Origin of the sequence: Virgisporangium ochraceum (genome assembly GCF_016863655.1) — a bacterium.
Taxonomy (GTDB): Bacteria; Actinomycetota; Actinomycetes; order Mycobacteriales; family Micromonosporaceae; genus Virgisporangium; species Virgisporangium ochraceum.
Window position 1 is genome coordinate 1 of record NZ_BOPH01000137.1, and the last position, 12,180, is coordinate 12,180.

General features: G+C 70.7%; 12 protein-coding genes. 4 read left to right on the forward strand and 8 right to left on the reverse strand.

Annotation, left to right across the window (positions count from 1 at the left end; genetic code table 11):
- The 7 genes from Voc01_RS46885 to Voc01_RS46915 form a co-directional block, all read right to left on the reverse strand.
- A partial coding sequence (locus Voc01_RS46885; protein WP_203934277.1) for an NAD(P)/FAD-dependent oxidoreductase occupies window positions 1-2,129 on the reverse strand: 2,129 nt, incomplete at its 3' end.
- Window positions 2,130-2,133: 4 nt separating this feature from the next.
- Window positions 2,134-3,018, reverse strand: coding sequence for a ferric reductase-like transmembrane domain-containing protein (locus tag Voc01_RS46890; protein WP_203934278.1), 885 nt, complete (start codon window positions 3,016-3,018; stop codon window positions 2,134-2,136).
- 20 nt (window positions 3,019-3,038) lie between these two features.
- The gene (locus Voc01_RS46895; protein ID WP_203934279.1) at window positions 3,039-3,758 is read right to left on the reverse strand and encodes a DUF4142 domain-containing protein; all 720 of its coding nucleotides are present in this window, start codon (window positions 3,756-3,758) and stop codon (window positions 3,039-3,041) included.
- Window positions 3,755-3,934 (reverse strand): anti-sigma factor, encoded by a 180-nt coding sequence (locus tag Voc01_RS46900; protein WP_203934280.1) that lies wholly within the window; start codon window positions 3,932-3,934, stop codon window positions 3,755-3,757. The genes Voc01_RS46895 and Voc01_RS46900 overlap by 4 nt, the downstream gene beginning before the upstream one ends.
- Window positions 3,931-4,488, reverse strand: coding sequence for a sigma-70 family RNA polymerase sigma factor (locus Voc01_RS46905; RefSeq protein ID WP_239161005.1), 558 nt, complete (start codon window positions 4,486-4,488; stop codon window positions 3,931-3,933). Before Voc01_RS46905 ends, Voc01_RS46900 begins: the two co-directional genes overlap by 4 nt.
- A gap of 323 nt (window positions 4,489-4,811) precedes the next feature.
- Entirely contained in the window at window positions 4,812-5,498 is a 687-nt protein-coding gene (locus Voc01_RS46910) for a COG4315 family predicted lipoprotein (protein WP_203934281.1), read from the reverse strand.
- Between the two features lie 88 nt (window positions 5,499-5,586).
- Window positions 5,587-7,722 carry an ATP-dependent DNA helicase gene (locus Voc01_RS46915; protein ID WP_203934282.1) on the reverse strand — a complete coding sequence of 712 codons (2,136 nt, stop codon included), beginning with the start codon at window positions 7,720-7,722 and terminating at the stop codon, window positions 5,587-5,589.
- An 85-nt stretch (window positions 7,723-7,807) separates the two neighbouring features.
- Here Voc01_RS46915 and Voc01_RS46920 point away from each other — a divergent pair, with 85 nt between their 5' ends.
- Entirely contained in the window at window positions 7,808-8,299 is a 492-nt protein-coding gene (locus tag Voc01_RS46920; RefSeq protein WP_203934287.1) for a ribonuclease FAU-1 family protein, read from the forward strand.
- Between the two features lie 92 nt (window positions 8,300-8,391).
- Here the strand turns inward: Voc01_RS46920 and sigJ are convergent, their stop codons facing one another.
- Entirely contained in the window at window positions 8,392-9,315 is a 924-nt protein-coding gene (gene sigJ, locus Voc01_RS46925) for an RNA polymerase sigma factor SigJ (RefSeq protein ID WP_203934288.1), read from the reverse strand.
- Between the two features lie 81 nt (window positions 9,316-9,396).
- On the opposite strand from sigJ, the gene Voc01_RS46930 reads away from it, so the two are divergent.
- From Voc01_RS46930 to Voc01_RS46940, 3 genes are all read left to right on the forward strand, one after another.
- On the forward strand, window positions 9,397-10,293 hold the full coding sequence (locus Voc01_RS46930) for a PI-PLC domain-containing protein (protein WP_203934283.1): 897 nt from the start codon (window positions 9,397-9,399) through the stop codon (window positions 10,291-10,293).
- Window positions 10,294-10,463: 170 nt separating this feature from the next.
- Window positions 10,464-11,090, forward strand: a complete 627-nt coding sequence (locus Voc01_RS46935; RefSeq protein WP_203934284.1) for a DUF47 domain-containing protein — start codon at window positions 10,464-10,466, stop codon at window positions 11,088-11,090.
- A 73-nt stretch (window positions 11,091-11,163) separates the two neighbouring features.
- Window positions 11,164-12,177 (forward strand): inorganic phosphate transporter, encoded by a 1,014-nt coding sequence (locus Voc01_RS46940; protein ID WP_203934285.1) that lies wholly within the window; start codon window positions 11,164-11,166, stop codon window positions 12,175-12,177.
- The last annotated feature ends 3 nt before the right edge of the window (window positions 12,178-12,180 follow it).

The following is a 12,180-nucleotide window of genomic DNA, read 5'->3' on the forward strand; positions in this document are numbered from 1 at the left end:
CCGTGCTCGTAACCGTTGCCACCCTGGCCGTAGCCACCGCCCTGGCCGTAGGCCGCCTCTTCGTAGGCGTTGCGGTCGTAGGTCTCCTGGGTACTCGCGCGTTCCGGACCGGCGGTCAGGGCCCGCTGCTGGCCGTTCTGGGCGCTGTAGCCGGGGGTGCCGTACGCCGGTCCCGAATAGCCGCCCGCACCGAAGCCCGGACCCGACGTCGGACCGTAGCCCGACCCCGCCGCCGGGCCGTTGGCCAGGCGCGGGGGTGTGCCGAAGCCGCGGGTCTTGCCGTACTGGTACTCCTGCACCAGGGGGTGCTGACCGGCCGGCGGCTGGTCGTACACCCCGGCCGGCACCGGAAAGTTGCCGGTGTCGTCGATGCCGCGCACGTAGGTGGCCTCGGGACCGGCGTTGGCGTACCGCTCGTCGTAACCCGGGTCGTAGGGCGCCGGGCCGTAGCCCTGCTCATAGCCCTGCTGGCCGTAGCCCTGCTGGCCGTAACCCTGCTGGCCGTAACCCTGCTGGCCGTAACCCTGCTGGCCGTAACCCTGCTGGCCGTAACCCTGCTGGCCGTAGCCCTGCCCATAGCCCTGGCCGTAGCCGGCTTCGTAGCCGGTGCGGTCGTACATCGGGTCGTAACCGGCGCGGTCGTAGGTGGCCTCGTACCCGGCGCGGTCGTAGGCGGGGTCGTACCCGCCCTGACCGTAGCCGGCGTAGGCCGGTCCGTACGTCGGCTCCGGGCCGGAGTAGCCGTACTCGCGCGGGTCGGGGCCCGCCGACGACGGCAGGGCGGGCAGGGCGCGCGCCGGGTTGGGTGCCGGCTCGGGCGCGGCACCGAGCGCCAGCCGCTGCGGCGGCGCCTCCAGCGGACCGACACCCGGCGACACCGGGGCCGGCAACGGCGGCAGCACGGTGACCGACGGCTCGTCGAGCCGCATCATCCGGGCCGTGTTCGTGAACAGCCGCGGCGCGTTGACCGCGACCGAGCCGATCAGCTTGCCCTTGCGCGTGTAGGTGGCCATGACGCCGGCCTTGGCCGGGTCCTTCTTGCCGGGGCGCAGTTCGTGCACCTCGATGTCGGCCTTCGGGTCGATCTCGCCGCACACCTCGATGCGGAGCGCGCCCTGGTGGGTCCAGAAGCGGGGCAGGATCGAGACGGCCGGAACCGGCCGTCCGCCCGCGAGCAGCGCGCGGGCCGCGCCGATGCCCTGTTCCTGTGCGGCGATCCACTGGCCGACCTTCTGCGGCTTGCCGTCGCCGCGCGGGTTGGGCCAACGGGCGATCGAGCCGCACGCGACCACACCGTCGACGGCGTTGCCGTTGGTGTCGAGCACGCGCAGCGACGGGTCGCAGAGCACGCCGTCGGAGGTGTCGATGCCGGTGCCGTCGAGCCAGGACAGGTCGGGGCGCTCACCCATGGTGCCGACGACGATGTCGGCGGTCACCGTCGACCCGTCCTTGAGCGTGAGGTGCCACTTGTCCCGGTTGTAGTCGAGCCCGGTCACGCGGCCGCCGGAGGCGATCTCGATGCCGGCCCGCTTGTGGGACGCGGCGACCATGTGGCCGACGATGCTGCCCACCGCGCGTCCCATCACGAACGGACGCGGCTCGATGATGACGGCCTGGCGGGCCATGTCCTTGACCGCGCACGCGACCTCGCAGCCGGTGACGCCGCCGCCCACGACGGCGACCCGCTTGACGTTGCGCAGGTCGCGACGCAGGTTCCAGGCCGCCTGCAGCCCGCTGATCACGTGCATGCCGGGCTGGTCGTCGGGCCAGTCGTTGGGGACCACCGCGCGGGCGCCCGTCGCGATGACGAGCCCGTCGAAGAAGATCGACTCCCCGGTGTGCGCCTCGACGACGCGGCGCTCGAGGTCGCAGGAGACCGCGCGGCGGCCGAGCCGCCAGATGACGTCGAGGTCCGGGTCGAGCGGCGTGATGATGTCGCTCGGCCGCTTCTGACCCGACAGGATGCCCTTCGAGCACGCCGGACGGTCGTAGTGGCCCTCGGGCTCGTCACCCATCACCACGATCTCGCCGGCGAAGCCGAGCCGTCGCAGTTCGGTGGCGCACGACAGGCCGGATGCGCCCGATCCGACGACCAGGATCCGGTCACGCACGTCGAATTCGACGTACATCGTGTCAACGCCTCCCGTTGCGAGGGTACGAGTGGTCGTGCGGCGGCCAGTTGCCTCCGCCGCGCGGCGCCGGGCTCACCGGCGGGTCCGTCGGTGCGACCAGGCGCAGCGGGATCGAGCGGGCGTCGCCGCCGCCGCTCTGGCTGAGGGCGATCGCCCGTGCCGGGCAGGCGCGCGCCGCCGCGATGGCCGACTCGAGCTTGTCCTCGTCGACGATCGCGTGGTACGCGAGCCCACCGTCGTTGCGCAGCGCGAAGAGCTCGGGAGCCTCCTGCTCGCAGAAGCCGAACCGGGCGCAGTACACCGGGTTGACCTCGATCGTGGCCGTGCGGTTGTTGCGCCGGCGGCCGACGATCCGGTTCTTGAACGCCTTGGCGCCGTTTCCGGTGAGCCAGAGGACCATCACCGCGAGCCAGGGCAGCACCACGACGATCGTGACCCACGTGTAGCCGGTCTCCGCGCCGGAGATCAGGATGTGGCCCGTCATCGCGGTGTAGGCGCCGAACACCGTGCCGTGCAGCGCCCGCCACCGGTGGAAGCCGAGCTTCTTCTGGATCCCGATGGACGCGGCCACCGCGATCATGACCTCCATCGCGATGACGCCCGCGCCGATGCCCCACGGGTCGATGGCGTTGGTGAACGGCACCACCACGTCGATGAGGTTGACGGTGCCGGTCGTCGGGGTCAGCTGCGCGAAGCCGTGCACCACCGCGAGCGTCAGGCCCAGCACGGCCAGCAGACCGTGGATGGTGAGCATCGTGGTGTGCTTCATCTTCGTCATCGCCCAGCCGCGCGACAGGGCGAGGCCCGCCAGCAGCGAGAGCCAGAGCAGCGCCGCCGAGGCGAACCCGATCGCGGCCGCGAGGTAGTGAATCGGATCGATGTCCATCTGCTGCGATGTCCCCTGGATCAGACGGTGCCGCGAAGGCCACGAACGACGCCGGCGACACCTATGGCACCGGTCACGGCAAAGAATGCGATTGCCAGCAACGGCTGGTCCTTGAAGCCCTGCGCCCGGTTGTTGCCCTTCGCCACCACGGCCGGGGGCATGGCGTTCATGTCGACCTGACCGGTGCTCTCCAGCAGCGACATGTGCCGCGCCACGAAGAGCTCGCACTGCACGGCGAAGTCGCGCATCAGTTGGTTGCGACTGAAGGCGCGCACCTGGGCGATCGCCCCGTACACGACGCCGTGCGCGAGTCGGAGGCGCTGTGCGAACAGCTCGTCGAGCTTCTTGCCGCTCGCGCCGCTGATCTCGTCCATCCAGCCCTTCTGCTCCAGCGTCGCCTCTTTCGGGAGCGGGTGACCGAACCGCGCGGCGACCCGGATGACGTCGTCGTCGAGCACACGGTGGTCACCGGCGATCAGGGCGCCGACCTCCTTGGTCCGCTTGCTGAGGCCCTTCTGCTCGGCGAGCTCGCCCATCGGGATCTCCCAGAGGCCGGCCTGCTTGACCTTCTCCAGAAACATCTTGTCGGCTTCGCCGAAGTTCGACGTGTCGGCGTTCTCCGGGATCACGAACGACTTGGGCCGGTTCTCGTCACCGGGAGCGGCCTGGGCAGGTGAGCCACCCAGCACGAGGCCTGCGCCGACAAGTGCCAGCGCGACGACGGCGAGGATCCGCTTCACGATGCCTCCGAATACACATCGACAAGGGTGGTGGACATCAACTTCACGATCTGGGAGAGCCATTCGAGTTCGGCGGGGCAGGTCGGGCAGGTATCCAGGTGACCCCGGAAGTCGTCGGCGTCGTCGCGGTCCAGCGAACCGATGGCGTACGCAGCTACGTCGACGTGGACGGTCATCGAATGACGCCCTGCTGTTCCAGCTCGGCCCGCAGCATCCGCAGCGCGCGGTAGACGCGGGACTTGATCGTGCCGACCGGCACGTTGAGCCGGGCCGCGGCCTGCTCGCCGTTGCCGCCCCGGAAGTACATCTCGAAGAGGACCTCGCGGTGCGCCGGTCCGATCGAGCGCAGCGCGCGCTGGACGGCCACCGAGGACGTGATCCGCTCGATCTCGTCGGGCGCCGGCAGGGTCGCGAGGACGGCGTCGTCAACCTCGGTCGGGCGGGCCTTCCGCCGCCGGTGGTTGTCGATCACGATCCGGCGGGCCACCGCCACGAGCCAGGGCCGCAGCGACGTGCCCTCCTCGATGTGCAGCTTGTCGGCGTTGCGCCAGGCACGCACCAGCGTCTCCTGGACAACGTCCTCGGCCTTGTGCCGGTCGCCTCCGGTCAGACCGAGCGTGAAGGCCAGCAGGGGGCCGGCGTGCTCGGCGTACAGCGATCGGATCAGCTCATCCCGGTCGTGCGGGGTGCGCGTCGCGGGCTCGATGGTGGCCACCGCTGAGGCTGACAAGATCGCCTCCTCTCGTCGCGTCATGCTCGTCTTCGTCGAATCGCGTCGAACGCGTCCGTCGAACCTTCCCGAGAATGGATACGCCACTTCCGAGGGACAAATCGGACTGCTGTGTCGAACTTAAGACAAGGCAAAGCGCGGTTTGACGCCGAAGGCCCGGCTTCGCTCGGAGCCGGGCCTTCCATAACTTTGAGTCACCTAAGAATTGACGTTCTGCAACTTGCGCTCAGAACGGCCGCGCCGCAGGAATGTCGCACCCCTGGTGTGTATGGCCTGTTGCGTCGCGGTTAACCTGGCCGGTTCACCATGGTCACTCACGTTTGTCAGGACGTCGGCGCCACAGCACCGGGTGGCAGACAACTCACGTTGCGTGCACCGTTCGCCTGCACGACCCACCACGCGTTGTTGACCGCCTGGCCCTTCCACTTGGCCGGGCCGTTGTCGCCGACGAACCGGTACAGCGGCCACCCACCGAGGGTCAGCTGCTTGCCTCCATCGGCGCGGTCGATCGTGCCGACGCGCGCGGCATCGACACCGGTGAGGGCCGGCGTGCCGTCGACGAGCATCGGCAGCCACGACCGCGTGCAGGCGTCGACGCACGTGGACGTGGGCGGGTTCGCGGTGTCCTGGTCGAAGCGGTACGCCGTCCAGCCCTGGCTGTCGACCACCACGTTGCCCATCTGCTTGATGTCCTTGCCGGTGAGCGACGTGGTCTTCACGCCGACGGGCGTGGTGCCGGGTGACGGGGTGGGCGCCGCGGCAGGAGCGGACGACGCGGGAGCCGACGGACTGGCCGCGCCGTAGCCGTCGCCGCCGGCGTTGTAGGCGGGTCCGTTGGGCGAGCCCGAGGACGACGGGCTGGCGTCCGAGACCGCGCCGGCGGCTCGCGCCTCCCTCTTGCCCCCATCGCCGCCCAGCTGGGCGTGCACGAGATAGACGGTCAGAATCACGGCGCCCAGCAGCACAACCGCCAGGAATCCACGCCTCTGCATCACTCCGGCGGAATTCATGCCCGTCTCCTCGTTCTCGGCCCGGGCAGGGTCGACTTGAGGTACGCGGTGATCGGCGGCGCAGTTCCCGCAGTTTGTCAAACTCTGGTCACGAAGTGCTGTTGGCCGGCGCGTCGGGCCCGGTGGCGGCGAGCCGGCGCAGCGCGCCGCGGACCACCTCGGGCTTGGTGGTGTACCAGAGCGGCGGCAGCGAGTCGCGCAGGTAGGTGGCGTAGCCGCGCGGCGCGGCCAGCCGGGAGTCGAGCACGGCGACCGCACCCCGGTCGGAGCGCGACCGGATCAGCCGGCCGACCCCCTGTGCCAGCCGGACCGCCGCGATGGGCACGCTGATCGCCGTGAAACCCGAGCCCCCGCGGGCATCGACCGCGGCCGACCGGGCCGCCGCCAACGGTTCGTCGGGACGCGGGAACGGCAGCCGGTCGATCACCACGAGCTGGCACGCGTCGCCCGGCACGTCGACCCCCTGCCACAGCGACATGACCCCGAACAGGCAGCTCTCCCGCTCGTCGCGGAACCTGCGCACCAGCAGCGGCAACGCCTCCTCGCCCTGCAGCAGGACGGTGAGCCCGGTGCGTGCCCGCACCACCTCGGCCGCCCGCTCGGCGGCGCGCCGCGAAGAGAACAGGCCCAGCGTGCGGCCGCCCAGCGCGGTGACCAGATCGACCAGCTCGTCGGCGGCCGGATCGGACAGCCCCGACTGGGTGGGCCGCGGCAGATGCGCGGCGACGTACAGGATGCCCTGCTTCGGGTAGTCGAACGGCGACCCGACGTCGAGCGAGGTCCACCGGGGGGCGTCGGCACCGCCCTTGTCGTCGTCGGACGCCGCCGCGCCGGCCGGGTCGCGCAGGCCCAGGCTGCGGGCCACGGTGTCGAACCGGCCCCCGAGCGCCAGCGTGGCCGAGGTGGCCACGACGACCCGCTCCGGGTACAGGTGCGAGGTGAGCGTTCCGGCGACCGACAGCGGCGCGACCACGATCGCCTTGCGACCCCGGTCGTCGCGGTCGACCCAGGCCACGTCGTGGTCGGACTCGGCCAGCAGCCGTTGAGCGGTGTCGGACAGCTCGGCCAGACCGGTCTTCGCCTGCTGCTTGCGTACCGGGTCGGCGTCGTCGGCCTTCATGTCGCCGATCGCGTCGAAGGCGCGGCGGGCCGCCGAGTCGAGCAGGGTGAGCGCGTCGCGCAACGCGGGCGGCAGACCGGTGGTGATGCGGCCCGGAACCGCTTCGGCCAGCCCGATCGCGAGCATGTCGGCCGCCTCGGACAGCGCCTCGTGGTCGTCGGCGTTGATCTGGCTGCGCGCCCGCCGGGCCGTGCGCTCGACGCCGTCGGCCGTGAGCTCTGCCTGCGCGGCCGACGAGACGCGGTCGGCCAGTTCGTGCGCCTCGTCGATCACCAGCAGCCGGTGCGGCGGGACGATGTGCCGGTTGGCCAGCATGTCGAAGGCCAGCAGGCTGTGGTTGGTGACGACGATGTCGGCCTCGCGGGCCCGCGCCCGGGACGCCTCGGCGAAGCACTCGGTGCCGTACGGACACCGGGTGGCGCCCACGCACTCCCGCGCCGGCATCGACACCTGCCGCCACGCGGTGTCGTCGACGCCCGGGTCGAGCTCGTCGCGGTCGCCGGTCTCCGTTTCGAGGGCCCACTCGCGCAGACGGCCGATCTGCTTCGCGAGCCGACCCGCGGCGCCCAGCCACTTCACGCCACCGCCGCCGCCCTGCCCGGAGCCGGCGTCGAACAGCCCGTCGGGCTCCTCCTCGGTGCTGTCCTCGAGCTTCGCGAGGCACAGGTAGTGGTGGCGCCCCTTGAGGACCGCGAAAGAGGGACGCCGGCCGAGGTACGGCTCGGCGGCGTCGGCGAGCCGGGGCAGGTCGTGGTCGATGAGCTGGGACTGCAGGGCGAGCGTCGCCGTCGAGACCACCACCGGCCCCTCGACCAGCAGCGACGGCACCAGGTACGCCAGCGACTTGCCCGTGCCCGTGCCCGCCTGCACCAGCAGGTGCCGGTCCTTCTTCTCCGCTTCGGCGATCGCCTCGGCCATCGCCCGCTGGCCGGGCCGCTCGGCGCCACCGGGAACGGCACCCACGGCGGCGGCCAGCAGACCGTCGAGGGCGCTGTTGGACCGGCGGGGCTTCACAGCCTTCGAAACGGCCTTCGGCGTCGATTTGGCGGGAGCGGTGGTCACGACTGGCACCGTACCGGCTTCCTCTGACAGGAATCGGGTCATCCACAGGCGACACAAGTTATCCACAGATCCGGAATCGGGGTTGCGGGGCGCGGTGCGGCGGCCCGATCGTGGTCACGTGATCGAGATGCGGGTGACCTACCGGAAGTACGACGGGTCGCTGCACTGGAACCACACCGCGGTCCGGCTCGGCGAGGACGAGTACGGGGTGTGGGTCGGCATCGGCGGCGACGTGCCGATGTTCCGCGGTGCGGAGGAGTGGGGGCCGCCGAAGACCCCGTTCGTCATCCTGATGCCGCGCGACGCGTGGTGGACGGCCTCGTTCAACGCCGAGCCGCACCGCACCGAGATCTACTGCGACGTCAGCACCGTTCCGCGGTGGCCGAGCCCGGCGGAGGTCACGATGGTCGACCTCGATCTCGACGTGCGCCGACGGCGGTGGGGTGCGGTCGAACTGCTCGACGAGGACGAGTTCGCCGAGCACAGGGTGAAGTTCCACTACCCGCCCGACGTCGTCGCCGCGGCCGAGGCGTCGTTCGCGTGGCTGGCGGCCGCGGTGCGCGACCGGGTCGAGCCGTTCGGCGCCGCGTCGTACGGCTGGCTGGCCCAGGTCAGCTAGGAGCAGGCGAGTCAGGACCAGGCGAGTCAGAACCAGGTGAGCCGGACCAGGTGAGCCGGACCAGGTGAGCCGGGACCAGCGGCCCGGCCGGCTCACGGGCGCCCGAACAGGTCGCGTGACGGATCGACCCGCGGAACCGCGGTGAGCTTGGCCGGGTTGAGCTGGTCGAAGATACCGGTGATGCGGCCGTCGGCGATGGCCAACGAGGTCACCAGCCGCTGCGGCGGCTCGCCGAACTCCAGCAGGAAGCCCAGCGAGCCGTTCACGAGCACCTGTTCGGCCCGCACCGGTCCGCCTGACCGCAGCGTCTTCTCGAAGATGCCGAAGAGGAAGCGGGCCACCTTGTCGGTGCCCTCGACCGCCCGTCGGCCGGCCGGCACCACGCCACCGCCGTCACCGACCGCGATGACGTCCGGCGCCAGCAGCTTGACCAGCGCGTCCAGGTCGCCGCCGCCGACCGCCGCGAGGAAGGCCTCGGCCACCTGGCGCTGCTCGGCCGGCGTGGCCGTGTGGCGCACGCGGTCGTCGGCGACCGCGCGCCGCGCGCGGGTGGCCAGCTGCCGGGCCGCCGCGCCGGTGACCTTGAGCGCGGCGGCGATCTCGTCGAAGGGCACACCGAACACGTCGTGGAGTACGAACGCGACCCGCTGCTCCGGGGTCAGCCGCTCCAGCACCACGAGGAGCGCGTACGTGACCTCGTCGGCGCGCACCGCGACGTCTTCGGGCGACGGGACGCCCGTCGTCGGCAGCCGTTCGACGATCGGCTCCGGCAGCCAGGGACCGACGTACGCCTCGCGGCGCACCCGGGCCGACCGCAGCACGTCGAGACAGATGCGGCCGGTGGTGGTGGTCAGCCAGCCGCGCAGGTCACGGATTTCGGACCGGTCGACGCCCGCGAACCGCAGGTAGGCCTCCTGCACGGCGTCCTCGGCCTCGGCCCGGCTGCCCAGCATCCGGTAGGCGACGCCGACGAGATGGGCGCGATGCTCCTCGAATTCGTCGGTCACGGAAGGCATCATCCAGAAAGGACGGGACTCGCGGCTGTTTTGTGACGCGTCACTACCTCACAGATTCGGACTTTAAGTCAGAATCTCCCCATGTCGGGCAGTGTGACGGACAGCATGGCCGGCGGCATGGTGGGCACCTCGGCCCTGCTCGTCGACGGGTTCACCGCCACCGCGGTCGTGGCGGGCCTTGCGGCCGTTGGTGTGTCGACGGCCGCCGCCACCACCGTCGCGCGCCGCGAACGCAGCTACCATCCGCGCGCCCACGCCAGCCGCGTCGACGCCTGCCGCAACCCGCTCGGCCGCGCACTGCGTTACGGCTGCGCCGGCCTGTCGGTCGGCGTCCAGGTCGGTCCGCGCGGTCGCATCCAGGTCGTTGACACCGGCGAGCCGCTCAGCCGGCTCGTGCTCGACCCGTTGCACGCGCGGGTGCGGGACAGGGGACGCGTGTACGGGGGCGACGCCCGGTACCAACCGTTCACGCTCGTGCTGGAAGCGGCCGACGGCGTCGCGACGACGCACGTGGTCGACGTGCTCAACGACGAGCTGGCCGGCTACACCGACATGCTCAGCCGGTGCGTCGCCGGCACGCTGCAACCCGGTCCCGTGCTCGTGGCCCTCTCCGGCACGCCGCGCGCGATCCTCGACGCCCGCCACAACCGCCTGTACTTCGGCGAGGGCACGCTGTCCGACGTCGACCGGCGGGTGCCGACCTCGTCGATGCCACTGGTCGGCGAACACGTTGCGTGGCGGTTCGGGTGGGACGGCCGGGACGAGATGCCACCCGAGGAGCGGCATGTACTCACCGCGTTGATCCGCCAGGCGCACGCGGAGGGGAAACGGGTGCGGATCTTCGGTGTCCCCGAGGGCCGTCGCACGGTGCGGCACGCGTTCTGGCGTGAGCTGCACGATGCGGGCACCGACCTGGTCGGCGCCCGCGGGGTGGGTGCGCTCCGTCGATTTCTGAGGGGACGCCCGGCGCATCGCTGAAACGCCCAAATGGCAGCAGAACAGGCGGGACAGGTGAACAGTAGGTGAACGATGAATGGCCAGATCGCGACCGGGAAGGGGCGAACAACAAAGGGATCCGCGTGAACGTACAGTGAACCCGAGTGATCGTCCCGCCGCCGCAATCGGCGCAGTTACACGAGGTGGCCGCCGTGCGCTTGAGACTCCGTCCCAACGACGACTCGTTCTACGAGTTCTTCACGAAGGCCGCCGAGAACATCGTCCGCGGCACCGAACTCCTCACCGAGCTCGCGATGCCCAAGGCCGACGTCCAGTCGGTGAGCGAGCGGCTGGTCGAGGTCGAACACGACAACGACGCTCTCACTCACGAGCTGTACAACCGCATCAACTCGAGTTTCGTCACGCCCTTCGACCGGGAGGACATCTACCAGCTGGGTTCCCAGCTCGACGACGTGATGGACCACCTGGAGGCGGTCGGCAGCCTGCTCTACCTGTACGGGTTGACCAGCCTGCCGTCGCTGCCGCGGGAGATGCACGAGATGGTGGCGATCCTCGACCAGCAGGCGCGGCTGACGGCGAAGTCGCTGCCCGGGCTGAAGTCGATGAAGGGCCTCAAGGACTACTGGGTCGAGTGCAACCGGCTGGAGAACGAGGGCGACCGGGCCTACCGCATGCTGCTGGTGCGGCTGTTCTCCGGCGAGTACGACGCGTTGACGGTCATGAAGATGAAAGAGGTCGCCGACGAGCTCGAGGCGGCCTGTGACGCGTTCGAGCACGTCTCGAACACGGTCGAGACGATCGCAGTGAAGGAGTCGTGAGCGAGCACTTGTGCGCGCGAGCCATTAGCGCAGTGCGCCGCGAAGGCCTCGCCACGCGAAGCGGGGCGACCGCATGAGCGCGGAGCTCATCGGCGTCATCGCGGTGATCGCGGTCGCCATCGTCTTCGACTACACCAACGGCTTCCACGACGCGGCCAACGCGATCGCCACCTCCGTGTCGACACGCGCGTTGACCCCGCGCACCGCGCTCGCCCTGGCCGCGGTCGGCAACCTGCTCGGCGCCTACTTCGGGCACGGCGTCGCCGAGACGGTCGGCGGCGGCCTGGTGAGCCCGCCCGACGACCAGGGCGTCGCCTACCTCGGCGTCGTGTTCGCCGGTGTCGTCGGCGCGATCATCTGGAACCTGATCACCTGGTACTTCGGGCTGCCGTCCTCGTCGTCGCACGCGTTGTTCGGCGGGCTGGTCGGCGCCGCCCTGTTCGCCGGCCTCGGCGACGTGCACTGGGACGTGATCACCAAGAAGGTCCTCATCCCCATGGTGGTCTCGCCGCTGGTCGGCTTCATGCTCGGCTTCGCGGTGATGCTCGCCCTGCTGTGGATCGTGCGCAAACGCAACCCCGGCAAGCTGAACCGCGGCTTCCGCATCCTGCAGAGCATCTCGGCGTTCGCGATGTCGGTCGGCCACGGCATGCAGGACGCCGCGAAGACCATGGGCATCATCGCGCTGGCGCTGTTCGTGGGCGGGTTCCAGGACGACCAGAAGCACATCCCGTGGTGGGTGTTCATCACCTCGGCCACCGTGCTCGCGCTCGGCACCTACGCCGGCGGCTGGCGGATCATCCGCACGCTCGGCCGCAAGGTGATCGACCTCGGGCCGCCCGAAGGCTTCGCCGCGGAGACGGTCGCCAGCTCCGTGCTCTACTTCAACTCGCTGGTGCTGCACGCCCCGATCTCGACCACCCACACGATCACCTCGTCGATCATGGGTGTGGGCGCCACCAAGCGGTTGAGCGCGGTGCGGTGGGGCGTGGCCGGCAACATCGTCGGCGCGTGGATCCTGACCTTCCCGGGCGCCGCCCTGATCGCCTGCCTCGCCTACCTGATCACGCACCCGCTGTTCAACTAGCGT